The sequence below is a fragment of the Veillonella sp. 3891 genome (assembly GCF_003992315.1).
GTDB lineage: Bacteria > Bacillota > Negativicutes > Veillonellales > Veillonellaceae > F0422.
Map to the genome: position 1 here is coordinate 183926 of NZ_RQVE01000001.1, position 23369 is coordinate 207294.

Here is a 23369-nt window from a genome sequence, read left to right on the forward strand (position 1 = left end):
TGAGGATGTGATATCATGGCAGGAACTAATTCAAAAGCTCAAGCACAACAAAATGGTAACGGTAAATTCGTTCGTGAAGTGCGCTCTGAGCTCAAGAAAGTAGTCTGGCCTACGAAAAAAGAACTTGTGAACTATACGATTGCAGTATTTGTGGCGGTAATTATTATTTCTGCTATTATCGGTATCGTTGACACAGTGTTTGCAGAACTTTTTAAATTGTTAAAGAGTGCTGTAAGGTAGGAGGCCTTTTTGATGGGAACAGATAAAAAGTGGTATGTCTTACATACTTACTCAGGCTACGAAAACAAAGTAAAAACCACTTTAGAGTTGAAAGTTCAAGCTATGGGGATGGAAGATGTGATTTCTCGCATCTTAATTCCAATGGAAGATGAAATCGACGAAAAAGATGGAGTAAAAAAAGTAGTAAAACGCAAAGTCTTTCCAGGCTATGTGCTGGTAGAAATGGAAGTGAATGACGAGTCTTGGTACGTGGTGCGTAATACACCAGGTGTTACAGGATTTGTTGGTTCTGTAACAAAGCCAGTGCCACTATCTGATTCTGAAGTAGCTTATATCTTGAAGTCTCAAGGTTTAGATCAAGAACCAGTACAAACTCTTGATGTTGAAGTAGGAGAAACTGTCCGAATTACATCCGGTGCCTTTGAAGATAGAACAGGCGTTATTACTGAAATCAATCACGAACATGCAAAACTACGTTTGAATGTAGAAATGTTTAATCGTGAAACCCCAGTAGAGGTAGAATATTCTCAAGTTGAGAAGATTCTTTAATATATTATATAACTCTAACCTTTTTAGGCGGCCGGGAGGTTGCCAGTGGGAGGGGCAATTTCGCTCCGTTACCACCACATTTTGACGCAAGGAGGTGTAATCACCATGGCTAAAAAAGTTAGTAAAGTTGTGAAATTACAGTGCGAGGCTGGTAAAGCGAGTCCAGCGCCACCGATTGGTCCAGCTTTGGGTCAAGCAGGTGTTAACATCATGGGCTTCGTTAAAGAATTTAACGAAAGAACAACTCAACAAGCTGGTCTTATCATCCCAGTTGTTATTACTGTATACGAAGATAGAAGCTTCACTTTCATCACAAAAACTCCACCAGCTGCAGTTTTATTGAAAAAAGCAGCAGGCATCCCAAAAGGATCTGGAGTACCTAACCGTGATAAAGTAGCTAAAGTTGGTCGCGATAAAGTTCGTGAAATCGCTGAACTTAAAATGCCTGACCTAAATGCTAACACTGTTGAGCAAGCTATGCGTATGGTAGAAGGTACTGCACGCAGCATGGGCATTGAAATCGTTGATTAATTAGCGTACGGTATGTGACTCACATATCGGTGGGAGGGACATCCCGTTACACCACATAAGGAGGAATAAAAATGGCAAAAGTAGGTAAGAAATATGCTGAAGCAGTAAAACTTATCGAAGCAGATAAATTCTACGAACCAGTAGAAGGTATTGAATTAGTTAAGAAAACTGCCACTGCAAAATTCGACGAAACAATCGAAATCGCTTTCAATTTGAACGTCGATCCTAAATACGCTGATCAACAAGTTCGTGGTGCCGTTGTATTACCACATGGTACAGGTAAAACTCAACGCGTACTCGTATTTGCGAAAGGCGACAAAATTAAAGAAGCTGAGGATGCTGGCGCAGATATCGTTGGTTCCGAAGAATTAGTAGCAAAAGTACAAGGTGGTTTCAGCGACTTCGACGTTGTTGTAGCTACTCCTGACATGATGGGCCAAGTTGGTCGTTTAGGTAAAATTTTAGGTCCTAAAGGCTTAATGCCAAACCCTAAAGTTGGTACTGTAACACCTGACGTAGCTCGTGCTGTTAGCGAAATTAAAGCAGGTAAAATCGAATACCGTACAGACAAAGCTGGTATCATTGCTTGTCCTATCGGTAAAGCATCTTTTGATGATGCGAAATTACTTGACAATTTCCGTACAATCGTTGATACTATTGTTAAAGCTAAACCTGCAGCAGCTAAAGGTCAATACATTAAAACTGTGACACTTAGCTCCACTATGGGTCCTGGCGTTCCTATGAACGTGTTTAAATTAACAAGCACTAGCAAGGAACAATAATTATATATGTTCTCTTAGCTGTAGACGGCTGGCATCATTTGATTTAATGAGGAAACTCGCCCGCTGAGGCTGAATCCAATCTATTATGGAATGGTTCTCGACCTCAACGTCTTCGTTGAGGTCGTTTTTACGCTAAGATAGTACATAGAAAATCACCAAAAATCTACAAGGAGGTATTCTAATGGCTGTCACTCAACAAAAACAAGCAGTTGTAGCTCAAATGAAAGAAACTCTTTCTGAAGCGAAAGGTGCTGTATTAGTTGGTTATAGCGGTTTGACTGTTGCTCAAGTAACAGATCTTCGTCGTAAATTCTTGGCTGAAGGTGTAGAATACAAAGTAATCAAAAATACTTTGACTCGCATCGCTGCTAACGAATTAGGTTACGAAGCTTTCTCTGAGCATTTAGAAGGTCCTACTGCATTAGCAACTTCTAGCACAGACGCTGTAGCTCCAGCTCGTATTCTTGAAAATTTCATTAAAGACACAAAAACTGAAGCTTTAACTGTTAAAGCTGGTATTGTGGAAGGTGAAGTTCTTGACGCTGCAAAAGTACAAGAAATTGCAAACTTGCCGAACCGCGAAGGTATGCTTTCCATGCTTCTTTCCGTGCTTCAAGCTCCAGTTCGCAATGTAGCTTACGCAGTAAAAGCTGTTGCGGAAGCAAAAGACGAAACTGTTGCATAATAGCAACACAATTAACTAAGAAAACATATATCAAAAATGGAGGATATCAATCATGGCATTGAACATCGAAAACATCGTTGCTGAATTAGAAACTGCAACTATTTTAGAACTTAATGATCTTGTAAAAGCAATCGAAGACAAATTCGGCGTAACTGCTGCTGCTCCTGTAGCTGTAGCTGCTGCTGGTGCTGCTGCTGGCGGTGCTGACGCTAAATCCGAATTCGACGTAATTCTTAAAGACGCTGGTGCTTCCAAAATCAACGTAATCAAAGTTGTACGTGAAGCTACTGGTTTAGGCTTGAAAGAAGCTAAAGCTATCGTTGACGGCGCTCCTGCTCCTGTAAAAGAAGGCGTAGCTGCTGCTGACGCTGAAGCTTTAAAAGCTAAATTAGAAGAAGCTGGCGCAACAATCGAATTGAAATAATTAATTCGCTAGTCAAGAACCCCTTGAACACTTGTGTTCGAGGGGTTTTGTGTTATAATACAATTGTTAGACGTAATTCTAAGTTGTAGAAAATTAGAGGGAGGAAATGGTTATGATTATAGTATTGAATATAGTTTGGTTTATAATTGCATTTATTGTTACATCGGTTATCTTGGATCCTCATTTTCAAGGTGTAAATAGACATATATTCTTTAGTAGTATTTTAACAGACTATGCTTTATTTGCAGTTATAATGCTTATTCCAGCTAACATTGCGCATAGAAAGGGTAAATCCTTTAGTTTATTTGCTATTTACGGAATATTGTTATGGATTGTTGCTATTATTCATGCGATTATGTTATCGAAAGATAAAGTAAAAGTAGAACCAGATAAATATAAGGTTTGCCCATACTGTGGTGAAACTGTACTTAAAGTAGCAAAAAAATGTAAGCATTGCCATGAAATGCTTGATAGCGAAATGTCTGAAGTTAGCTTAGAAGAAAATAATAATAATGAAAGAAGTTAGAAGCTATCTATTTGCAAAAAGACGGGTATTATACCCGTCTTTTTATATTAAAACTATTCGATGTATGGTATACTAGATAGGTCTATAAAAATACTATGAATAATATAAAGATTATAAAGGTTTAACATCATGACTATAGGGTATGAAATAAGTCAATATATTAAACGTTAGAATAGAGGACAGAATGAAATTAATTATATCCCCTAGTAAAACAAAAGATATAAAAGGTATATCAAGTGCACCTCAGTTTGCGCCACATATGACGGAACGAATTGTGAAGCATATGCAAGGTATATCAAAGGAGGCCTTAGGAAAAGCTTTAAAAATAAAAGATACAGTCTTAGATGAAGTATATGCTTTTTATCAAAACTATGACAAAGAAGTAGAAGGTATGGCAGCGCTTAGTTATGACGGGCTATCGTTTAAAAACTTTAACTACGAAGGTTTATCATCAGAGGGGAAAGCGTTTGCGAACACCCATATATGGATAGGATCCGCTTTGTATGGCTTGGTAGCACCTAATAGTGGAATCAAAGGATATCGACTAGATTTAATTGATCCTGTCCTAAAAGAGGAAAAGTCTAATCTTTATACTTGGTGGCAACCCTTAGTAGATGTAGCTGTAGCAGGGGAAGATTGGATACTAAATTTGGCATCTAAGGAATATTCTAAATGGATCAACCATCCCAAAATGGTGACCATAGAGTTTTTAGAACATCGTAAGGGTGTATGGAAACAGCTCAGTACATCGTCAAAACAAATGCGTGGTTCTTTAGCACATTATATCTGCGAGCATCACATTACGAAACTTTCAGAATTGCCAAAGGAATTGAAAGGGTTTGTATTAGATCCATTACCTGAACAGATAGACGGATCATTTACGCTCGCCTATCGTAAACAGGTATAAGGATGTTCAAACTAGATTTGGGCATATAATACAATATAGTAATGTATATGTGTTTGTTTATATAATGAATATATAGTGTAAAAAAGTATACCTGACCGAGGTATTAGCATTGAGGAAATATGACAGTAGATAGTATTTTACAAAAAGACCTTGTCGGAGATGAGTGGTTAACGGAAGAGGAGTTGCGATTCCTCATGACCATTACTGATGAGGAAACGTTACAAAAGATATATAAAAAAGCCTATGAGGTAAAAGCTGCTTACGTAGATAAAGTTGCATATTACCGTGGACTCATAGAATTTTCCAATCGTTGTATTAAAAACTGCTTATATTGTGGCATACGTCATGAAAATAGTAAGACAGAACGATTCGATATGTCTCGTGATGATGTATTGAAAATGGCAAAATGGGCCTATGATCATGAATATGGCTCTTTGACCTTGCAATCTGGAGAACGTACAGATGATGCCTTTGTAGAGTATGTGGTGGAACTTATCCGAGATATAAAAAAGTTAAGTAATCATGAGCTAGGTATCACCATGTGTGTAGGGGAGCAATCGGAGGAGGCGTACAAACGTATGCGTGAAGCAGGTGCGGACCGCTATCTTCTTCGCATTGAAACGACGAACAAAGACTTATTTGAGATGATTCATCCTAAGGATGCGCTGCACTCCTTTGAGACTCGTGTGAATTGCTTACAGTCTTTGCGTAAGGTAGGATTCCAAGTAGGTACAGGTGTTATGATTGGTTTACCAGGACAAACATTAGATGATCTTGTAAATGATATTTTATTTTATCGTGATATGGACATCGATATGATTGGTATGGGGCCGTATGTGGTACATCATGATACACCATTAGGACAGCGCGCGTTAGAATTAGGTATTGATTCGCAAGAGGGCAAATTAGAACGAGTGCAGTTAGGCTTAAAAATGATAGCTTTAACACGTTTATTCTTGAAAGATGTTAATATTGCTGCTACTACAGCGCTACAAGCCTTAGATAAATTAGGTCGTGAAAAAGGTTTAGCAGCGGGAGCCAATATCTTGATGCCGATTATTACCGTGCCAGAGCACCGTGCGAAATATTTGTTGTACGATAATAAGCCTTGTGTTGATGATAATGCAGACCAATGTAAAGAATGTTTAACTCGTCGAGTTATGTCTATTGGTGATCGTGTAGGCTGGAAACAACAAGGTAATTCACAACATTATAAAAAACGGATTCGATAATTTCATGTGAGGTGAATGATGAATTTATTAAATGAAATATTACGACATAATCGAGAATTTTTGGATAGTACCAGCCAAGAACATGGAGATGAACCTCCAACAGTGAGCAAGGTGCCAACCCGTGAAATTGCAATATTAACTTGTATGGATACGCGATTAGTAAACTTTATGGAACAAGCCCTCGGCATTGAACGAGGTCATGCAAAAGTGATTAAATCGGCGGGCAACTCCATTTCAGGTATGTTCGACAGTGTGGTACGCAGTTTGCTTGTGTGTATTTACGAGTTAGGCGTATCTGAAATTTTTGTCATCGGTCACTACGAATGTGGCATGGCAAAAACGACTTCTGAAAGCTTAACTACAGCTATGTTATCTAGAGGTGTTTCTCCAGATGCAATCCAAATGGTTCGTCATGAATTAGAGCATTGGGCTGATGGATTCTCACATCCAGTGGACAATGTACAAGAAACGGTCAGCATGCTTCGCATGAATCCATTGATTCCAAAGGATGTAGCAGTTCATGGACTAATGATGCATCCAAACTCTGGAGAAGTAGAAGTTGTAGAAGTTGGCTATGAACTTTAAAAAAGAATTGACAAATTGAATCAACTTGTGATATCCTTAATGGGTATCATGGAGGATTACTCAAGAGGCTGAAGAGGACGGTTTGCTAAATCGTTAGGTCGGGTTACCGGCGCTAGGGTTCGAATCCCTAATCCTCCGCCACAGGACAAGAGCACATATGTTATACATGTGTGCTTTTTGTTTTTTGTTTTATCAAAAATCGTCAAATAAACGTCAAAAAGTTATAATTTATATGCGTTCTAGTTATAATTAAATTTGATTTAATAAAAAGACTATAAAAAGTGTTATAAAAAATAGTTTATGAGATAATAACTATCTGTCATTTCACAAAATAAGCAGACTCTTGTATACTACAGTCATGCAATAAGAACACACACTCTAAGGTGTGTATACAAGGAAGGAAGTAACTAATATGAGTTTAGTATCAGCATGGATAGAAAATTTAAAAGAACATCGTTTAGAAGCATGTGAAGCAAGCCAATGCAAAGATAATAGCATTAAAGGCTGGCCACATCCTTGGACTTCTGAATTGCAAGATGAAGAAGTTGTAGAAGTATTTGTAGCAGAATGCTGCAATAATTAATTTAGCGTACTTTCCCTTTATATAGAGGACTCCAACAAGAAGCACAAAAAACCACGGTGAAGGAAGACACCGTGGTTTTTTGTTGCTGTTTTGGAAAATTCCATATCAGTTGTTTATCAGAGCCGGATTAGAAACTTTATTAGTCTATTATATAACGGATTTATATGGTGTGGGAGGACGTACTGCAGGAACTTTACTATTCTATTACCAATTATGTATATAGTATATTTAGACATCAGTCTTCAGGTATATCAGTAGTATACGGCAATTCTACCATACGAACATCTTGCAATTGCCAAGTTAAGTTACCACCAGTTAGATTCGTCAAATCAGCTTCTAAGGAGGCCACAGCTTCTGGTTCTACATAGATTTCAATAGATACTAGATCTGTAAACGATGCTGTATAGTGAAGCGCTAGAGTTTGTAGTTGGCGCTCTATGGCTCCAAAGTTAGAATAATCTATGGAGATAGTCACAATTTGACGAGGTGTAATGAGTAGTTTAGGTCCTTCTTGGACAGCCTTGGCTGCACTATGAGAGTACGCACGAATGAGTCCTCCTGCACCTAACTTAATACCTCCGAAATAACGAGTAACTACGACAGCTACGTTTGTAATGCCTGTTTTTTTTAATACTTCTAGCATCGGTTTTCCTGCCGTCCCTGAGGGCTCTCCATTGTCAGAGGAACGCTGTTGTTCTTGGCGAGGGCCGATAGCATAGGCGGTGCAGTTGTGAGTAGCATCCCAAAATTCTTTGGATATACGTTGGATAAATGTTTGTGCTTCTGCTTCAGTAGTAACAGGAGCGATAGTAGAAATGAAACGTGACTTTTCTATGATATATTCAGTTCTAAATTCATTAGCTATGGTGATATAAGATTGTGGAATGTCTGACATAGGAACTCCTGGATAAGAATAATAAAAATGAGATTACAATCGTTGAATACCTATAGTATAACATAAGTTAGTGGAACACTGTTGCTATACGAAATATAGAGTGTTAGATCTGTATAATCGGACAGCATAATACGGACAGGATACAATAGTTTGTGTAAACACGGTGGGTTAGACAATCGATAGCTATTAAATCGGTGTAAGCCATATACTGAGAGATTTGTATAAGGTATATACAGTTAGATTTGTATAGTCCATGTACTATGAAATAGGTTGGATATATGTTAATATATTTATATTGAGAAATTTAAATATCTTTCGTGTAGAACCATATATCATTAGGAGGAATCATGCGTAAAGAAGAATTTTCTATTATCGGCATGCACTGCGCAGCTTGTGTAGGGCGTGTAGAAAAAGTGGTCAGTAAGTTAGAAGGTGTGGCTGATGTAAAAGTCAACTTGCTCACCAATAAAGGAACGGTAGCGTATACAGATGATAGCACGATTGGTGCTACAGAAGTCATCGCTGCCATTGAAAAAATTGGATTTGAAGCACATATTGCTACTGATGCGGATATGAAGGTAGAAAAACCATCTCATAAAGGGCAATATATCCGCTTAGGCGTGGCTGCTCTCATGGCTATTCCGATGATGGTGTCCATGATGGGGCACTATTTATGGCATTGGCCTATGTTATCGCATGAGGTTGAATTGGTGTTAGCTACGATTGCTCAGTTTGGGGCGGGCTGGATTTTTTACACTAGCGCTTTTGCAGCCATTCGTAGTGGTACACTTACCATGGATGTGCTAGTCGCATTGGGAACTTCCGTAGCCTATGGATTTAGCATTTACCAAATGGCAGTGGGGAATCACGATGTATATTTTGAAACTTCGGCATGGTTAATTACTTTTATATTATTGGGCAAACTATTAGAAGATATTGCTAAGGGTCGTACGTCTGAGGCCATTCAAAAATTAGTGGCATTACAACCTAGCGTGGCCCATGTGGAACGCAATGGGGAGTGGATGGACATTCCTACGAAGGAGATTGTGCTAGGTGACAAGATCCAAGTGCGGGCCGGCGAAAAAGTGCCAGTAGATGGAATTATTTTAGAAGGTCATTCCACAGTGGATGAGGCTATGTTGACAGGTGAAAGCGTACCTGTAGAAAAAGGTCAGTCTAGTCAAGTCATAGGCGCTACAGTTAACATGTCGGGCACATTTATTATGAAAGCCACTGCTATTGGGGAGGAAACTATGTTATCCCAAATCATCAAAGTAGTGGAACAAGCGCAAGCATCTAAAGCGAGCATTCAGCGTATCGCGGATGTGGTAGCATCTTATTTTGTGCCGGTAGTCATCGGTATTGCCATTCTTACCATGATTATTTGGTATTTTGCATTAGGATCTACGGTAGGAGAAGCTTTATTATATGGCACAGCTGTGCTTGTAATTGCCTGCCCGTGCGCCTTGGGATTGGCGACACCCACATCCATCATGGTAGGTTCAGGCCTTGGGGCAGAACATGGTGTGCTTATTAAAAGCGCAGAATTTTTAGAAAAAGCAGGTCATATCAATGCGATCATCATGGATAAAACTGGGACTTTAACAGAAGGAAAGCTATCTGTTACGAAAGTGATATATACAGCAGGTGATGAAATGTATAACTTAGCTTTCACAGTGAATCTTGAAAAAGGTTCTACTCACCCTATTGCACAAGCCATTGCTAAATACGGTGCTAGCAAAGGCGTGCCACAAATGATCGTGAAAGACTTCCAAGATATTCCAGGAAAAGGATTGGAAGGACGTATAGCGGATAAATTGATTCGGGTTGGTCATACTCGCTGGATGCAAGAACTAGGTATTGATATCACGCCATGGCAAGCGGAGATCCACAGTCTGGAAGAACAAGGCAATTCTGTATCCGTCTTGTTAGTAGACGGCACAGTACACGGTATTTGGGCTGTAGCAGATACATTGCGTCCAGAAACTCCTGAGGTTGTAAAGGCTTTACAAGAGCAAGGCATCGATGTGTGGATGGTCACAGGAGACAATGCGCGCACAGCGAACTATATAGCTGCCCAAGCAGGAATTACTCACGTAGTAGCGGAAGTACTGCCACAAGATAAAGCAAATACCATCGCCACATTACAAAGTCAAGGAAAATCCGTTGGCATGGTGGGAGATGGTATCAATGATGCGCCAGCTTTAGCGCTAGCAGATATTGGATTTGGTATCGGTCATGGTACGGACGTAGCCATTGAGGCGGCGGATATCGTATTAGTGCGAAATGATTTGCGCACCTTAGTACAAGCCGTGACGATTAGTCGTAAAACGATGACAAATATTAAACAAAATTTATTCTGGGCATTGATCTTTAACTGCATTGGTATTCCATTGGCAGCCATAGGGTATTTGAGCCCTATCATTGCCGGAACCGCCATGGCATTTAGCTCTGTTACGGTGGTGAGCAATGCATTGCGATTAAAACGTGCAAAAGTGTAATCATTCACGTATATGATGATCCAGAGAAGGTCATAACTGTATGGTAATATCTATGGGATAGGACGTACATGGATATTCAACGTATGATCTATAATAAAAAAGGACTATAACAAATACGATTTAGGTACGATTTGTTATAGTCCTTTTTAGAAATATGATACGAAATGTTGAGACTATGTATACACGAGTGGTCAGTCATAGATTTTACATAAAAATAGAACCCCAACTCAAGGGAAGAAGAGTTGGGGTTTTGTTTCGGACATCGTCCTATCTATTTCACTCAAAGGTTGGGGTATATTCTAATAGTATGGGCGTACGTATTTGAATCAACCTTTTTTGTGCTTACATTTACCAGCTGTGTTGCCGCTCATAATGCGGTTGAACATAGCATGGATTTCCTCGGAAGATTGACCTTCTTCACGAGCTGCTTCAATATGACGCATTGCCATATCGTAGCGTGCTAATTTTTCTGGATCGTTCGCGTAAAATTCGCGACCTTTGTGTCCACATGCCATAGGAATAGCCTCCTTTTACAATATAGTTTATACTTATTAACTTGCTCATTGAGAACTCCTGTACATCTAGTACCTGTCCTCTGTTATTATAATAAAGTATATGGTTGTGGTGGAGTCAACAAATAAAAAGAATTATTTTTAAAATTTCTCATATCTGTCATTAACTATTGATAGTATAAGGTTTATAGAACTTAAAAGGTTCTGGACTAGACTTTTTTATGAGAATTAATTTAATAATAGATAAAAATATATGAATGAAACTCAATATATTAAAAAGCCCATAGTTATGCTATAGTATAGGTGTAGTTAAAACTATATACCTATAGTTTAGTTTTGGCAAAATACTTATGTATTACAGGAAATGAAATAAAAGAAGTATTATAAAGATTACAGATAATACAGAGATTGCAAATATTGTAAATGTATTATAAGCAATACAAGTATTAAGAGGATTAAAGGCGTTACATGTATTAAATCTATTAGAAGACCTAAATGCCTGTTGGAAATACAGTAGAAAGGATAGTATCTATGCGAAATATTTATATGACGATTGGAGATGTGTCGAAAATTTATGGCATATCAAAACAAACGATCTTATACTATGAAAAATTAGGACTATTTCTGCCAGCAAAAATTGAAGATAATGGATACCGCTATTACACATTAGAAGAGTGCTATCGATTAGAGATTATTTTGACCCTAAAAAAACTAAATCTATCCTTGAAAGATATTCAAGACTATGTGGAACATCGAGGTCCGCATATGTTGAAAACCTTATTAGAAGATGCACGCTATGGCTTTGATCGGGAGATTAATGATTTATATACAAATAAAATGAATTTAGAGAGAACCTTATTTAACTTAGAACGATATTTAAAAATACCTAAAAATCGATTGTTCTTTGGTATGAAAGAAGAATCTTTCTATGCACTAACTCCTTATGATGCAACAGAAAAAGGAAAGAAAAAGTTATTTACTTTATTAGAACATCAAGCTAGGCTTATAGAGGAAGTCCCTTTTAAAGCTATTCAAATTGGTATGGCTATCGATGGAGAAGACTATGAACAGGGAGATATCATCAAGTACAGCCATTATTGTACAGATGTAGGGTTTGATTATGAAGGAGATATGGAGATTGTTACTCGTCCTAGAGGGATGTATCTAGAAATGTTTTATACGAGGCTTTATGAAGAACAGGCTCAGTGGATGTACGATAAAGTAAGTAGTTATTTATCTTATGAGGGATTACAAATTGCAGGTTCCGTATATATAGAACCAGTACGGAATTATTGGACAGAGACAAAACGTGAAGACTATTTATCTAAAATTACAGTACCTGTTGAGGAATAGATGAAACATGTATGCTGAAAGAATTGGAAACAAAATATAAAAATGAGTTACCATAAGACGCGATGTAGTACAAAATATAAGATGTTGTGGTATAGATTATTTTGTGTGTAAAGGCAATTCACTTTACAACTATTGACAAGTTAGGTAAATATTGGTAATATAGGGTGTAAATATTTTTTGCTTGACAGATGATGTTTTCAGAATGTTTAGAAGGAGGAACCATGGAAGAACGAATGACAATTAGTTTGTTGTTAGATTTTTATGGAGCCTTACTGACGGATCGACAACGAGAGTGTTATGCATTGCATCATGAAGATGATATGTCATTAGGTGAAATTGCGGAAGAGTTGAGTATCTCAAGACAAGCGGTGCACGACAATATTGAACGTGCAAAAGCTAGTATGGAAGGATATGAACAAAAGCTACACCTCATTGAACAATATTTACTACGGCGAAAGATTGTGAAACAGATTAAAGATGAATTAGCATCTGTTGCCATTACATCTGAATCGATTCAGTCATTATTAACACAATTGGAGGGCTAGTATGGCTTTTGAAAATTTAACGCATAAATTACAAGAAGCCTTTGCATCCTTAAAGGGAAAAGGTAAAATTTCTGAAGAAGATGTTAACCTAGCGTTACGACAAGTTCGCTTTGCTTTGCTAGAAGCAGACGTAAACTTTGGAGTAGCGAAAGATTTCATTGCCCGTATCAAGGATAAAGCCTTGGGTGAGGAAGTATTTGGTTCCTTGAACCCTGCGCAAACGGTTATTAAAATTGTGAATGATGAATTGACCGAGTTACTAGGTGGTACTGAAAGCCGTATTATGATTTCTCCGAAAGCGCCGACCATCATTATGTTGGTAGGCTTGCAAGGGGCAGGTAAAACGACTACGGCTGGTAAGCTATCTGTACATCTTCGTAAACAAGGCAAGAATCCTATGCTAGTAGCAGCCGATGTGTATCGTCCAGCAGCGATTAAGCAATTGCAAGTAGTGGGCGCTCAAATCGATATTCCTGTATTCGCAAATGAAACGCCAGGTGCTAATCCGGTAGAAATTGCTAAAGCTGGTATTGAAGAAGCGAAACGTTTATTCAAAGACATTGTTATCATCGATACAGCAGGCCGCTTGGCTATTGATGAAACCTTGATGGATGAACTAGCTAATATCAAGGCTGAAGTAAAACCTCATGAAATCTTGCTAGTGGTGGATGCCATGATTGGTCAAGATGCAGTAGGCACAGCCGAAGCATTCAATAATTACCTAGGCCTTGATGGTGTCATTCTAACGAAAATGGATGGCGATGCCCGTGGTGGTGCAGCACTTTCCATTAAAGCTGTCACAGGTACGCCGATTAAGTTTACCGGTACTAGCGAAAAAATGGATGGTTTAGAAGTATTCCATCCAGATCGTATGGCATCTCGTATTCTTGATTTAGGCGATTTCAAAACGTTGATTGAAAATGTGCAAAGTTCTATCGATGAAGAAGAAGCGAAAAAAATGGCTGAGAAAATGGCCAAAAATAGCTTTACTTTAGATGATTTCTTAGCGCAAATGAACCAAATACGCAAATTGGGGCCTTTACAAAACCTATTGGGTATGTTGCCTGGTATGGGTAAATTGAAAGACCAGTTAGCGGGCTTTGACTTAGATAATAAAGAAGTACGTCAAATAGAGGCTATTATCAAATCTATGACGATGGCGGAACGTACGGATCCTAATATATTGAACGGTTCTCGTCGTAAACGTATTGCGGCAGGTTCCGGCACTACAGTGCAGCGAGTGAATCAATTGATTAAACAATTTGAAGAGGCTCGTAAGTTTATGAAGCAAATGCAGTCTATGAGCAAAGGTAAGAAGGGCATGTTCCCTAAATTACCGTTCATGGGATAATATTCTATTTAAGGAGGTGAAAGAAGAATGTTAAAAATCCGTTTAACTCGTTTAGGTGCTAAAAAAGCTCCTTTCTATCGTATCGTTGTTGCTGACTCCCGCGCTCCACGCGAAGGCCGTCCAGTTGATACAGTAGGTCAATACGATGCTACTAAAAACCCAGCAATCGTTAATATTGACGAAGAGAAAGCATTAGAGTGGTTGGGTAAAGGTGCACAACCTACTGATACTGTTCGCTCCTTGTTCAAAAAACATGGTGTTATGCAAAAATTTGCTGACGCTAAAAAATAATTAATAGAGAGGCGTACTGTGATGCAAGAATTAATTACATTAATTGTTCAATCATTAGTTAAGCAACCTGAAGCCGTTTCTGTTACTATGGAAGTTCGCGATCAAGTGGAAGTCTATGAAATTCGTGTCGCACCTGATGACATGGGTAAAGTAATTGGAAAACAAGGTAAGATTGCGAAAGCGATTCGCGCTGTGGCTAAAGCAGCGGCTATTAAAGAGAACAAGAAGATATCCGTTGATATTGTCTAAAAGGGTGGTAACATGGAAGAAATGACATTACGCGTACCCGTGGCAATTAAGTCTAAGGTTACGGACACTTTAAAAAACAAAATTATTGCTGATTTACAACAACAAATGAATATGGCGGACCAAGATTTACAACAAATCGAATTTCAAGCTAAACGTTTGTTAAGTGAACAAGCAAAAATTGATGCACAAGGTTTAATCCAATTGCGTCAACAAATCGAGGAAGATAAGCAACAACGTATAGCGTTCAAAGCTCAAGTAGCAGAGCATTTGAAAGAAGCGGAAAAGCTTGAAATTGGTTCTGAAATCGCCCAAGGCCAAATGGAGCAAACTATTACTGTGAAAATCGGTGATAACTTAGATGCTCTTCTAGGGTCTGAAATTTTGCTAGAAGATGGCAAAGTTGTGGCATTCCGTAAATAATGGATCCCCAAGAACTGATTACTATCGGTGTGATCGTCGCTCCGCACGGTGTGCGGGGCGATGTTCGTATATTGCCGAGAACAGACTTTCCAGAACGGTTTATGAAAATGGATGTGTGCTACATCAATGGTCAAGTATACCATATTACATCTGCAAAATTTCATAAACAGTTTATTTTGGCTACTTTCAAAGAATTACCTGATCGCACTGCTGTGGAACGTTTAGGTAAACAAGAAATTAAAGTGCCAAGAAAAGATTTGGTGGAATTGCCAGAAGATAGATATTATATCTTTGAAATCGAAGGCCTTGCCGTAGAAGATACAGAAGGTAATGATTTAGGCATTGTAAAAGAAGTACTACAACCTGGTGCAAACGATGTGTACGTAGTCGCTAAAGAGGGGAAGCCAGATTTATTATTACCAGCTTTGAAAACAGTGGTATTAACCATTGATATTGAAGGTGGTAAGATGATCGTAGATCCTCCAGAATGGTTGTAATAGAAAAGTCCCTTGTACTGAGTGCAATGATGCGTTCAGTACAGGGGACTTTTTGTGTCTATGAATTATATACATAGACACTATAAAGAATAAATATTCATAAATTATTGCATAAATAATCTGTATATGATATTATGCATTCATAAAGAATAAAAATACATTATTGAAAAGAGGAGATTCTTATGAATGCAAATATTAAGAAATTGGCGATGGAATTTACAAAGGATATGATAGGATGGCGGAGACATATTCATGCACATCCGGAACTATCTGGTAAAGAAAAAGACACACAAAAACTGATTATAAATGTATTGCGTACATTAGGCATAGAATACAAAGAAAATGTATACGGCTATGCAGTGATTGGAACCATATATGGTGGACATGATGGACCTAATATTGCATTGCGGGCAGATATGGATGCATTGCCAATCGTAGAAACTACTGGCTTGCCATTTGCCTCGGAACAAACGGGAGTTATGCATGCGTGTGGACATGATAGTCATATAGCTATTTTGTTAGGTGTAGCTAGTATTTTGCAGAGTGTTCGTGATGAGCTGTATGGTACAGTGACTCTTGTTTTTCAACCAGCAGAAGAAGAAGCTTTGGTTGCTGGCGCGAAAGGCATTATGGAGTCAGGAGTGTTGGATACAGTAGATGAAATTTTTGGTCTTCATGTATGGCCTCAAATACCAGTAGGTAAAATAGGTCTAAAAACAGGGCATTTTATGGCGGCATCCGATAGATTTAATGTAGATATTGTAGGGAAAGCGACACATGGTGCGGAGCCACACAACGGAATTGATGCCATAGTAGCGGCAGCTAACTGGATTACCTCTGTGGAATCTATTATAGTTAGAGAGACAAATCCAATGGATCAAGTTGTTTGTACAATTGGCATATTCCAAGCTGGGGAACGATACAATGTAGGAGCTGGATTAGCTCACTTGGAAGGAACTTGTAGAACCTATGATCCGAATAAGCGGGACTATATGGAAGCTAGATTGACCGAAAGTTTGAAGGCCCTTGATACTATGTTTGGAACAAACAGTACAATCGAGTATAAACGGGGACATGGAGCTACGATTAATACACCTTCTTCCGTGGAGTATGCAGCCTCTGTGGTGGCTGACTATCTAGGTGAAGATGCTGTGCAAATGATGGAGTATCCCTCTATGGCGGCGGAAGATTTTTCTGCCTATTTGCAGCATATTCCAGGGACTTTCATTTGGTTAGGTACTGGATTTGAGGGGAATCCACCATTACATAATTCAGGATTTACTATTGATGAAAGTATTTTGACATCAGGTGCTACTATGATGGCTGCTATTGTATGGGAACGCTTAAGTAGTGTTACTACTAAAAAATAATGTAGCATAAAGAGGCAAAACTAGTATTAAGGATTGGGAGGATGAATAGGATGAACATACAAGGAAAATCATTTTTGACGTTATTGGATTATACGCCAGAAGAAATATATTATCTTTTAGAGTTGGCAGCTATATTAAAACAAGACAAAAAAGCTGGTCAAGAGAAAAAGCTATTGGAAGGGAAAAATTTTGCTCTTATTTTTGAGAAAGATTCCACTAGAACTCGGTGCGCTTTTGAAGTAGGGGCGGCCGATCAAGGCGCACATACGACGTACTTAGGGCCTAGTGGTACACAAATGAATAAAAAAGAAACATTAAAAGATACGGCCCGTGTGCTAGGGTCTATGTATGATGCTATAGAGTTTAGAGGTTTTGCTCAAGAAGATGTGGAAACCTTGGCAGAGTATGCAGGTGTTCCTGTGTGGAATGGTCTTACAGATGCGGATCATCCTACACAAACATTGGCGAACTTTTTAACATTAATGGAACATGTGGAAAAACCATTAAAAGATATATCGTTTGCCTATGTAGGGCATGGACAGTCAAATATGTGTCATGCATTAATGATTGGGGCAGTAAAATTAGGTATGGACTTTCGTGTGATTGGGCCAAAGAAATATGCGCCTAAGGGAGCGATTTATGAAGTATGCCTTGCAATTGCTAACACAACAGGGGCGACTATTACTTTCACAGATACTGTAGAAGAAGGTGTGAAAGGACTAGATGTTATATACACAGGCGTATGGGTGACCATGGGTGACACTTACGACATGTGGGAAGAAAGAATTAAAGAATTTTTACCATACCGTATCACACAGGATATGCTAGTACTTAGTGGTAACCCATCGATTAAATTTTGTCATTGCTTACCAGCTTTTCACAATGGGGATACACAAGTTGGTAAAGATATCTTAGAACGGTTTGGATTAGATGGAATCGAAGTAACAGAAGAGGTATTTGAAGGACCACATTCGTTAGCCTTTGAAGAAGCAGAAAATAGATTGCACACTATAAAAGCGGTGATGGTAGCTACCTTCGGAAAGTATCCAATGAAAGGAAGTGAACCCTATGTATAAAGCTTGTATCGTAGGCAGAGAGGGAACGACGGGGCTGAGAATTGACGAGCGATTACAAACTCATCCTAATGTAGAGATATTACCGATTCCAGAAGAACTGCGTAAAGATGTACCTACAATTATGAAAGTAGCGAAAGAAGCGGATGTTGTGTTTTTGTGCTTGCCGGATCAAGCATCGAGAGATATGGTTGCAGCGTTCCAAGAAACATGGACGGAGACTAAAGGACCAGTAGTCATTGATGCATCCACTGCATTCAGAGTGAATCAAAGCTGGGTATATGGATTTCCAGAATTAAGCAAGGCACATCGTCAACAGATTCAAAGAGCCAAATGGATAGCTAACCCAGGATGCCATGCTAGTGGGATGATTGCTATTTGGTACCCATTGATGCAGCAAGGCTTGTTAACTAACACATATCATGGTACGGCCATTTCATTAACAGGATATAGTGGGGGTGGCAAGTCTATGATTCAATCCTATGAGGGAAGTGAAAAAGGAATAGACTTGTGGGCTCCTCGCCATTATGCTTTGGGGCAGCAACACAAACATTTACCAGAAGTAGTCCATCAGTGTGGATTTACCACGGAGCCGATTATCATGCCTATAGTGGATGATTATTATAGTGGTATGCTTGTTTCTGTACCGTTGGCTATGGATGATCTGGTAGAACCTATGACAATGGAACAGATCCTGGAAGTATATCAAATGGCATATCAAGACAGCTCGATTATTTCTGTGGAACCTCAAGATAATGGAATGATTAGTGCTAATGCAATGAGTGGTCATGATGGTATGAAGATATTGGTGACAGGGCAAGACGGACGTGTTGTAGTTCACGCTATGTATGATAATTTAGGAAAAGGTGCCTCCGGAGCAGCTATACAGAATATGAATATTGCACTAGGGCTAAACGAAACAGCGGGGTTACATATATAAGGAGATATAGCGATGATAGATAATATGACAAGGGCACATTTATTGACGGGGGCGGTGCCGTATATTAAACAATACAGTAATCAATATGTGATAGTTAAATATGGTGGAAATGCCATGACAGACCCTACTTTAAGAAAAAGTGTTATGAAAGATTTGTTGCTTTTACAACTAGTAGGGGTTAAAGTCGTGCTTGTTCATGGTGGAGGACCAACGATTAATGAAACTTTAAAAGCTGTTGGGAAAACTTCCACTTTTCATAATGGATTGCGAGTGACAGATGAAGAAACCTTAGATGTAGCACAAATGGTATTAGCGGGAAAAGTCAATAAAGATTTAGTGGCAGATCTCGTAGTATTAGGCGGTAAGGCGGTAGGGTTATGTGGCATTGATGGACATATGATACATGCACACCAAAAGGAAGCGGCTCTTGGCTTTGTGGGAGTCATCGATCGAGTGGATACATCCTTAATAGAAACGACGATATCAGCAGGGTATATTCCAGTCATTGCGACTGTGGGTGTAGATGATTCTGGGCAGGTATACAATATTAATGCAGATACAGCGGCATCCTATATTGCAGGGGCATTACAAGCGGAAACTATGATAGCTATGACAAATATAGATGGAGTTTTAACAGATGTGACAGACCCTAACTCATTAATTAGTTCTTTAACTGTACAAGAGGTAAACAGTATGAAAGAAAAAGGAATCATATCGGGAGGTATGATTCCTAAAGTAGACTCTTGTATCGATGCATTACAAGCAGGAGCCAAAAAAGTGTTTATCATTAATGGAGAAATCCCTCATGCTATATTAATTGAATTATTAACAGATGAAGGGTTAGGAACTATGTTCATAAAGGAGTAACGCAGTTATGGGGATTAAACAGGTAAATGAGAAACTAGTAGCACATATACAAGATGTTGTGAAAGCAACAGAGGTAGAGGATACACAACAATTAGATACAATGTATATTGCCCATACCTATGGAAGACAACCAGTAGAATTTATACAAGGTAAAGGATCCACTTTAATTGATACAGCTGGCAAAACATATATTGATATGAGTTCTGGAATTGGGGTAACTGCATTTGGGTTTTGTGATCAGCAGTGGCAAAGTTCTGTGATAGCACAGGTGAAGGCTTTAAATCATGTATCTAATTTATACTATACATCACCGCAGGCAAAGTTAGCTGAAATACTATGTCATAAAACAGGTATGAAAAAAGTGTTCTTTTGTAACTCAGGTGCAGAAGCCAATGAATGTGCGATTAAAGTAGCACGTAAATATAGCTATGATAGCTATGGGCCCAATAGATATCGTGTAGTGACTCTGCAGAATAGCTTTCACGGACGAACATTGGGAACATTAATTGCTACAGGGCAAGATGTGTTTCATCAATACTATGGCCCCTTTCCAGAAGGGTTTTCCTATATGCCACCGAATGATATAGACGCGATTCCAAATTACCTAGGAGATGAAAGCGTTTGTGCTATCATGATGGAGTCCATACAAGGCGAAGGCGGAGTTATGCCTTTAGATGAGGCATTTGTAAAAGCAGTAGTCGACTATGCACATGATCATGATATATTGGTCATTATGGATGAGGTACAAACGGGTAATGGCAGAACAGGTAAACTATATGGCTATGAGCATTACGGTATAAAACCTGATATTGTGAGTACTGCTAAAGGATTAGCTGGTGGATTACCAATGGGTGCTACTTTGCTAGGGGAAAAAGTGGAGCATGTATTGCAAGTAGGAGATCATGGATCTACCTTTGGTGGGAACCCTATATGTGCAGCAGGTGCTATTTCGATTATGAGCCGTATTGATGATACTATGTTGCAGTCAGTTTGTGAAAAAGGACAATATATAAAGGATAGATTAATGGGGCAAGAAGGAATTCTCTCTATTTCAGGTAAAGGTTTGATGATTGGTATCGAAACGGTGGTACCTGTAAAAGATGTATTAGCAGCTTGCTTGGAAAAAGGGGTTGTGTTGTTAAGTGCAAAACAAAAGGTTCGCTTACTTCCTGCATTAACCATTTCTTATGAGGAAATTGATATAGCTATAGATGCCTTATTGGAATCTATACATGAGTTGCAGAGGTAAATAAAAGCACGCCGTATCTCCCAATGCGTAGGAGGTAGGCGTGCTTTTTATTGGATGTATCTTAGTTAATGTATAGAGGACTAGTAGTGTAATCATAATGACTGTCACGATAACGTGGATTGTCTACGGTGAGTCGCCATAGCCGGCTTGCTAGTTGATCTTGTTCGCACAACATTTTTGTAATTCCTATTGCTTGCTGACAAAAAGGTGCCCATTTTTGGACGATAGGGATAGAGGAGCGCTTTTCTTTTAAGTATTGACGCCCTCGGTCATTGAAAGCTAGGAGACGACCATAGGTAGGCCCCTGCTGGTGGCACTCTTGGAATATCTCTTTAGTGCGACTAAAGAGACTGTACGCAGCGATGCGATTGAGACGAGCATAAGTGTAGCGTCTTGATTTTAAACTTTCACGGGCTTGCTCCCAAGAGGAGAGGGCGCTCGCAGTGAGCCATGCATCTTCTAGGCCATCACTTATATCATGCAAGGTTTGTAATTTTTTTTTTGTTATTACACGACTGGTAAGGTGTATCATATCGTAATAGCGGTTTAGATTGGCATAATAGTTAGCTTGCACGATGTCTCTAGCAAGAGGAGATACGATAGGGGGGAGGTATTGATACCACTTGGAAGCGCTTTCTTCTAAAACGGTGGAGGCATAAATAGCATTTCGCAACGCTGTGCCAGATGGTAAGGAATCTCCTAAGGTTGGATTGTGATGGGAACTAGTGCGCTCCACGGGAATAATGTTTAACTCGATATGATAGCGATGTAAAGCGCGTATGTATTCAATGCCTAAGATAGTGTTAGGGTCAGTGTCCAATATGCGCATATGGTTTGAGTTTTCTAGTACATTATTTTTTGATGCCTCTTGTTCTGTTGATGCAAGCATGGTATCGGATATGTTTTTCCCTAGGAAATCTTCAGTGCTGGAGAAACTAACTGAATGAAAAAGTTGTGCAGCTTTACGTAAGGCTGTACCATAGGAGTACCCTTGCTCCAAAAAGGAGCGCAACGATTCTTGTGTACTAGGATGATCTAGAGTTTTGGCGACGGACACAAGTTCTTCTACTTGTGTATGGCTAGCCCCAAAGGAGATAGCATCACATCCTAAAGCATGTAATAACCGAACCCCACCAGCTGCAAAATATTCCGCAGAGCTAACGGAAAACATAGAAGGTAACTCGAATACAATATCGGCACCGCCCATGACAGCCCATTGGGCACGGTGGAATTTAGAAAATATGGCAGGTGTTCCTCGTTGCACAAAGTCGCCACTCATCACTACGAGCAAGGTTGAGTCAGGATATTTACGCCGAAGTTCTTGTAATTGATGGGCATGCCCTTTGTGAAAGGGATTATATTCTGCAATAATTCCTATGGTGTTCATAATCTAGTACCTCCTATTATGTATATTAGTATATCATGAGATAATACTTTCATAAATGATACTCATAGAGCATATAATTTGTTAAGAAAATAATGATGAATATTTTTTGCGAATAGCAAGAAGAGGGAGTGTACTATACGAAATAGTTATATACAATAGACTTGCTATGCATGAAATAGCTCACAAAAAGGGGTAGAAAAAAACGTGAAATTAATGTTATAATTGACTGTAGAAATTGTGTCTATTAGAGGTGACTATATGAAACAATATATCATAGCCCTTGGTTTAGGGATGGTGTTGTTCTTAGGTGGCTGTGGTAGTCAACAAGCCATCGATACCTATAGTTTTGGTCAGAAAGTCATCAATGTAGGTCAATCAGAAGTGATTGTAGACTCTCCGTTTGACTTCGGTCAGTTGGATAGAATTACAGCCAATGAAAAGGGACAACCTTTGACCATCTATGCAGGACTGGATAAAAATTATGGTGTCTATGTAAGTGCTACACAGTCTTCTACAGGAGCGCCATTGCCAACGCTAGAAGAGGGCGCAAAATTAGGGCAACAAGCTTTGGTGAAAGAATTAGGCCAAACGGGTGCCAATATACCATGGGACCAAGAGCAAGTACAGGTGGACGGCGTACAGGCTGTGAAATCTACAATGCTGGCAGGTGCTAATGGACAAAAAATTAGGTTTACTCAGTATACTTTTATTAATAAAGGTGTACTGTGGAATATACGCTATTCATACAGTGATAGTTCTCCACAAGGGGAAGACATCAATCAACGTGTGAATGGACACATTCAAGTTACTAAGAAAGAGGGATAA

Annotated in this window: 28 protein-coding genes and 1 tRNA gene; 26 read left to right on the plus strand and 3 right to left on the minus strand. The window is 39.0% G+C overall.

Translation table 11 applies throughout. The features are described 5' to 3' along the window. Positions 1 to 15 precede the first annotated feature (15 nt). From secE to EO118_RS08590, 12 genes are all read left to right on the plus strand, one after another. The gene (gene secE / locus EO118_RS00910; RefSeq protein WP_127068179.1) at positions 16 to 240 is read left to right on the plus strand and encodes a preprotein translocase subunit SecE; all 225 of its coding nucleotides are present in this window, start codon (positions 16 to 18) and stop codon (positions 238 to 240) included. A gap of 12 nt (positions 241 to 252) precedes the next feature. Next, positions 253 to 789 (plus strand): transcription termination/antitermination protein NusG, encoded by a 537-nt coding sequence (gene nusG / locus EO118_RS00915; protein ID WP_127068181.1) that lies wholly within the window; start codon positions 253 to 255, stop codon positions 787 to 789. A gap of 105 nt (positions 790 to 894) precedes the next feature. Further along, positions 895 to 1320: a 50S ribosomal protein L11 gene (gene rplK, locus EO118_RS00920; protein ID WP_127068183.1), complete on the plus strand. Its 426-nt coding sequence runs from the start codon at positions 895 to 897 to the stop codon at positions 1318 to 1320. A 71-nt stretch (positions 1321 to 1391) separates the two neighbouring features. Next, a complete protein-coding gene (rplA, locus tag EO118_RS00925) occupies positions 1392 to 2102 on the plus strand; it encodes a 50S ribosomal protein L1 (RefSeq protein ID WP_009353433.1) in 711 nt (236 codons plus the stop codon). Between the two features lie 181 nt (positions 2103 to 2283). Then, positions 2284 to 2787 carry a 50S ribosomal protein L10 gene (gene rplJ / locus EO118_RS00930; RefSeq protein ID WP_009353339.1) on the plus strand — a complete coding sequence of 168 codons (504 nt, stop codon included), beginning with the start codon at positions 2284 to 2286 and terminating at the stop codon, positions 2785 to 2787. A gap of 52 nt (positions 2788 to 2839) precedes the next feature. Continuing rightward, positions 2840 to 3211, plus strand: a complete 372-nt coding sequence (gene rplL / locus EO118_RS00935; protein ID WP_127068185.1) for a 50S ribosomal protein L7/L12 — start codon at positions 2840 to 2842, stop codon at positions 3209 to 3211. A gap of 112 nt (positions 3212 to 3323) precedes the next feature. Next, positions 3324 to 3737, plus strand: coding sequence for a hypothetical protein (locus EO118_RS08670; RefSeq protein WP_127068187.1), 414 nt, complete (start codon positions 3324 to 3326; stop codon positions 3735 to 3737). Positions 3738 to 3921: 184 nt separating this feature from the next. After that, positions 3922 to 4644, plus strand: coding sequence for a YaaA family protein (locus EO118_RS00945; protein ID WP_127068189.1), 723 nt, complete (start codon positions 3922 to 3924; stop codon positions 4642 to 4644). 119 nt (positions 4645 to 4763) lie between these two features. Continuing rightward, positions 4764 to 5876, plus strand: a complete 1113-nt coding sequence (gene hydE, locus EO118_RS00950) for a [FeFe] hydrogenase H-cluster radical SAM maturase HydE (protein WP_127068191.1) — start codon at positions 4764 to 4766, stop codon at positions 5874 to 5876. Positions 5877 to 5894: 18 nt separating this feature from the next. Then, entirely contained in the window at positions 5895 to 6461 is a 567-nt protein-coding gene (locus EO118_RS00955; RefSeq protein ID WP_127068230.1) for a carbonic anhydrase, read from the plus strand. Positions 6462 to 6511: 50 nt separating this feature from the next. Then, positions 6512 to 6602, plus strand: a tRNA-Ser gene (locus tag EO118_RS00960). 271 nt (positions 6603 to 6873) lie between these two features. Then, the gene (locus EO118_RS08590; RefSeq protein WP_164723833.1) at positions 6874 to 7044 is read left to right on the plus strand and encodes a hypothetical protein; all 171 of its coding nucleotides are present in this window, start codon (positions 6874 to 6876) and stop codon (positions 7042 to 7044) included. Between the two features lie 235 nt (positions 7045 to 7279). On the opposite strand, the gene EO118_RS00965 is transcribed toward EO118_RS08590, so the two are convergent. Then, entirely contained in the window at positions 7280 to 7939 is a 660-nt protein-coding gene (locus EO118_RS00965; protein WP_127068193.1) for a YigZ family protein, read from the minus strand. A gap of 347 nt (positions 7940 to 8286) precedes the next feature. Here EO118_RS00965 and EO118_RS00970 point away from each other — a divergent pair, with 347 nt between their 5' ends. Beyond that, positions 8287 to 10440: a cation-translocating P-type ATPase gene (locus EO118_RS00970; RefSeq protein ID WP_127068195.1), complete on the plus strand. Its 2154-nt coding sequence runs from the start codon at positions 8287 to 8289 to the stop codon at positions 10438 to 10440. Positions 10441 to 10766: 326 nt separating this feature from the next. Here EO118_RS00970 and EO118_RS00975 read toward each other — a convergent pair whose 3' ends face one another. Continuing rightward, a complete protein-coding gene (locus EO118_RS00975; RefSeq protein ID WP_009353434.1) occupies positions 10767 to 10955 on the minus strand; it encodes a hypothetical protein in 189 nt (62 codons plus the stop codon). A gap of 528 nt (positions 10956 to 11483) precedes the next feature. On the opposite strand from EO118_RS00975, the gene EO118_RS00980 reads away from it, so the two are divergent. From EO118_RS00980 to EO118_RS01035, 12 genes are all read left to right on the plus strand, one after another. Next, on the plus strand, positions 11484 to 12305 hold the full coding sequence (locus EO118_RS00980) for a MerR family transcriptional regulator (protein ID WP_164723834.1): 822 nt from the start codon (positions 11484 to 11486) through the stop codon (positions 12303 to 12305). A 221-nt stretch (positions 12306 to 12526) separates the two neighbouring features. Next, on the plus strand, positions 12527 to 12850 hold the full coding sequence (ylxM, locus tag EO118_RS00985; protein WP_127068199.1) for a YlxM family DNA-binding protein: 324 nt from the start codon (positions 12527 to 12529) through the stop codon (positions 12848 to 12850). A 1-nt stretch (position 12851) separates the two neighbouring features. Beyond that, complete coding sequence (ffh, locus tag EO118_RS00990) at positions 12852 to 14201, plus strand: signal recognition particle protein (protein WP_127068201.1); 1350 nt, start codon at positions 12852 to 12854, stop codon at positions 14199 to 14201. Between the two features lie 27 nt (positions 14202 to 14228). Further along, positions 14229 to 14492, plus strand: coding sequence for a 30S ribosomal protein S16 (gene rpsP / locus EO118_RS00995; protein WP_009353289.1), 264 nt, complete (start codon positions 14229 to 14231; stop codon positions 14490 to 14492). Positions 14493 to 14513: 21 nt separating this feature from the next. Then, a complete protein-coding gene (locus EO118_RS01000) occupies positions 14514 to 14741 on the plus strand; it encodes a KH domain-containing protein (protein ID WP_009353402.1) in 228 nt (75 codons plus the stop codon). A gap of 12 nt (positions 14742 to 14753) precedes the next feature. Next, positions 14754 to 15161: a YlqD family protein gene (locus EO118_RS01005; protein WP_127068203.1), complete on the plus strand. Its 408-nt coding sequence runs from the start codon at positions 14754 to 14756 to the stop codon at positions 15159 to 15161. Beyond that, on the plus strand, positions 15161 to 15658 hold the full coding sequence (rimM, locus tag EO118_RS01010) for a ribosome maturation factor RimM (protein ID WP_127068204.1): 498 nt from the start codon (positions 15161 to 15163) through the stop codon (positions 15656 to 15658). Before EO118_RS01005 ends, rimM begins: the two co-directional genes overlap by 1 nt. Positions 15659 to 15840: 182 nt before the next feature. Then, positions 15841 to 17028, plus strand: coding sequence for a M20 family metallopeptidase (locus EO118_RS01015; protein ID WP_127068205.1), 1188 nt, complete (start codon positions 15841 to 15843; stop codon positions 17026 to 17028). 50 nt (positions 17029 to 17078) lie between these two features. Then, positions 17079 to 18104 carry an ornithine carbamoyltransferase gene (argF, locus tag EO118_RS01020; RefSeq protein ID WP_127068206.1) on the plus strand — a complete coding sequence of 342 codons (1026 nt, stop codon included), beginning with the start codon at positions 17079 to 17081 and terminating at the stop codon, positions 18102 to 18104. Then, complete coding sequence (gene argC / locus EO118_RS01025) at positions 18097 to 19041, plus strand: N-acetyl-gamma-glutamyl-phosphate reductase (protein ID WP_164723835.1); 945 nt, start codon at positions 18097 to 18099, stop codon at positions 19039 to 19041. Before argF ends, argC begins: the two co-directional genes overlap by 8 nt. Positions 19042 to 19053: 12 nt before the next feature. Further along, positions 19054 to 19908 carry an acetylglutamate kinase gene (gene argB / locus EO118_RS01030; RefSeq protein ID WP_127068208.1) on the plus strand — a complete coding sequence of 285 codons (855 nt, stop codon included), beginning with the start codon at positions 19054 to 19056 and terminating at the stop codon, positions 19906 to 19908. Positions 19909 to 20008: 100 nt separating this feature from the next. After that, positions 20009 to 21157 (plus strand): acetylornithine/succinylornithine family transaminase, encoded by a 1149-nt coding sequence (locus EO118_RS01035; RefSeq protein WP_240626893.1) that lies wholly within the window; start codon positions 20009 to 20011, stop codon positions 21155 to 21157. Positions 21158 to 21218: 61 nt separating this feature from the next. Here the strand turns inward: EO118_RS01035 and EO118_RS01040 are convergent, their stop codons facing one another. Next, the gene (locus EO118_RS01040) at positions 21219 to 22544 is read right to left on the minus strand and encodes a nucleotidyltransferase family protein (RefSeq protein WP_127068210.1); all 1326 of its coding nucleotides are present in this window, start codon (positions 22542 to 22544) and stop codon (positions 21219 to 21221) included. Positions 22545 to 22802: 258 nt separating this feature from the next. Here EO118_RS01040 and EO118_RS01045 point away from each other — a divergent pair, with 258 nt between their 5' ends. After that, positions 22803 to 23369, plus strand: coding sequence for a hypothetical protein (locus tag EO118_RS01045; RefSeq protein WP_127068211.1), 567 nt, complete (start codon positions 22803 to 22805; stop codon positions 23367 to 23369).

What these genes read in the sequence shown, in the direction of transcription:
- EO118_RS00980 (WP_164723834.1), top strand. Translation starts at nt 11,484, where the DNA reads ATGCGAAATATTTATATGACGATTGGAGATGTGTCGAAAATTTATGGC.
- rplK (WP_127068183.1), top strand. Translation starts at nt 895, where the DNA reads ATGGCTAAAAAAGTTAGTAAAGTTGTGAAATTACAGTGCGAGGCTGGT.
- EO118_RS00945 (WP_127068189.1), top strand. Translation starts at nt 3,922, where the DNA reads ATGAAATTAATTATATCCCCTAGTAAAACAAAAGATATAAAAGGTATA.
- EO118_RS01015 (WP_127068205.1), top strand. Translation starts at nt 15,841, where the DNA reads ATGAATGCAAATATTAAGAAATTGGCGATGGAATTTACAAAGGATATG.
- nusG (WP_127068181.1), top strand. Translation starts at nt 253, where the DNA reads ATGGGAACAGATAAAAAGTGGTATGTCTTACATACTTACTCAGGCTAC.
- secE (WP_127068179.1), top strand. Translation starts at nt 16, where the DNA reads ATGGCAGGAACTAATTCAAAAGCTCAAGCACAACAAAATGGTAACGGT.
- rimM (WP_127068204.1), top strand. Translation starts at nt 15,161, where the DNA reads ATGGATCCCCAAGAACTGATTACTATCGGTGTGATCGTCGCTCCGCAC.
- rplL (WP_127068185.1), top strand. Translation starts at nt 2,840, where the DNA reads ATGGCATTGAACATCGAAAACATCGTTGCTGAATTAGAAACTGCAACT.
- EO118_RS08670 (WP_127068187.1), top strand. Translation starts at nt 3,324, where the DNA reads ATGATTATAGTATTGAATATAGTTTGGTTTATAATTGCATTTATTGTT.
- rpsP (WP_009353289.1), top strand. Translation starts at nt 14,229, where the DNA reads ATGTTAAAAATCCGTTTAACTCGTTTAGGTGCTAAAAAAGCTCCTTTC.
- rplA (WP_009353433.1), top strand. Translation starts at nt 1,392, where the DNA reads ATGGCAAAAGTAGGTAAGAAATATGCTGAAGCAGTAAAACTTATCGAA.
- argB (WP_127068208.1), top strand. Translation starts at nt 19,054, where the DNA reads ATGATAGATAATATGACAAGGGCACATTTATTGACGGGGGCGGTGCCG.
- ffh (WP_127068201.1), top strand. Translation starts at nt 12,852, where the DNA reads ATGGCTTTTGAAAATTTAACGCATAAATTACAAGAAGCCTTTGCATCC.
- EO118_RS08590 (WP_164723833.1), top strand. Translation starts at nt 6,874, where the DNA reads ATGAGTTTAGTATCAGCATGGATAGAAAATTTAAAAGAACATCGTTTA.
- rplJ (WP_009353339.1), top strand. Translation starts at nt 2,284, where the DNA reads ATGGCTGTCACTCAACAAAAACAAGCAGTTGTAGCTCAAATGAAAGAA.
- EO118_RS00975 (WP_009353434.1), bottom strand. Translation starts at nt 10,955, where the DNA reads ATGGCATGTGGACACAAAGGTCGCGAATTTTACGCGAACGATCCAGAA.
- EO118_RS01035 (WP_240626893.1), top strand. Translation starts at nt 20,009, where the DNA reads ATGTATATTGCCCATACCTATGGAAGACAACCAGTAGAATTTATACAA.
- EO118_RS01005 (WP_127068203.1), top strand. Translation starts at nt 14,754, where the DNA reads ATGGAAGAAATGACATTACGCGTACCCGTGGCAATTAAGTCTAAGGTT.
- EO118_RS01045 (WP_127068211.1), top strand. Translation starts at nt 22,803, where the DNA reads ATGAAACAATATATCATAGCCCTTGGTTTAGGGATGGTGTTGTTCTTA.
- EO118_RS00965 (WP_127068193.1), bottom strand. Translation starts at nt 7,939, where the DNA reads ATGTCAGACATTCCACAATCTTATATCACCATAGCTAATGAATTTAGA.
- EO118_RS01040 (WP_127068210.1), bottom strand. Translation starts at nt 22,544, where the DNA reads ATGAACACCATAGGAATTATTGCAGAATATAATCCCTTTCACAAAGGG.
- EO118_RS00970 (WP_127068195.1), top strand. Translation starts at nt 8,287, where the DNA reads ATGCGTAAAGAAGAATTTTCTATTATCGGCATGCACTGCGCAGCTTGT.
- argC (WP_164723835.1), top strand. Translation starts at nt 18,097, where the DNA reads ATGTATAAAGCTTGTATCGTAGGCAGAGAGGGAACGACGGGGCTGAGA.
- EO118_RS01000 (WP_009353402.1), top strand. Translation starts at nt 14,514, where the DNA reads ATGCAAGAATTAATTACATTAATTGTTCAATCATTAGTTAAGCAACCT.
- argF (WP_127068206.1), top strand. Translation starts at nt 17,079, where the DNA reads ATGAACATACAAGGAAAATCATTTTTGACGTTATTGGATTATACGCCA.
- EO118_RS00955 (WP_127068230.1), top strand. Translation starts at nt 5,895, where the DNA reads ATGAATTTATTAAATGAAATATTACGACATAATCGAGAATTTTTGGAT.
- hydE (WP_127068191.1), top strand. Translation starts at nt 4,764, where the DNA reads ATGACAGTAGATAGTATTTTACAAAAAGACCTTGTCGGAGATGAGTGG.
- ylxM (WP_127068199.1), top strand. Translation starts at nt 12,527, where the DNA reads ATGGAAGAACGAATGACAATTAGTTTGTTGTTAGATTTTTATGGAGCC.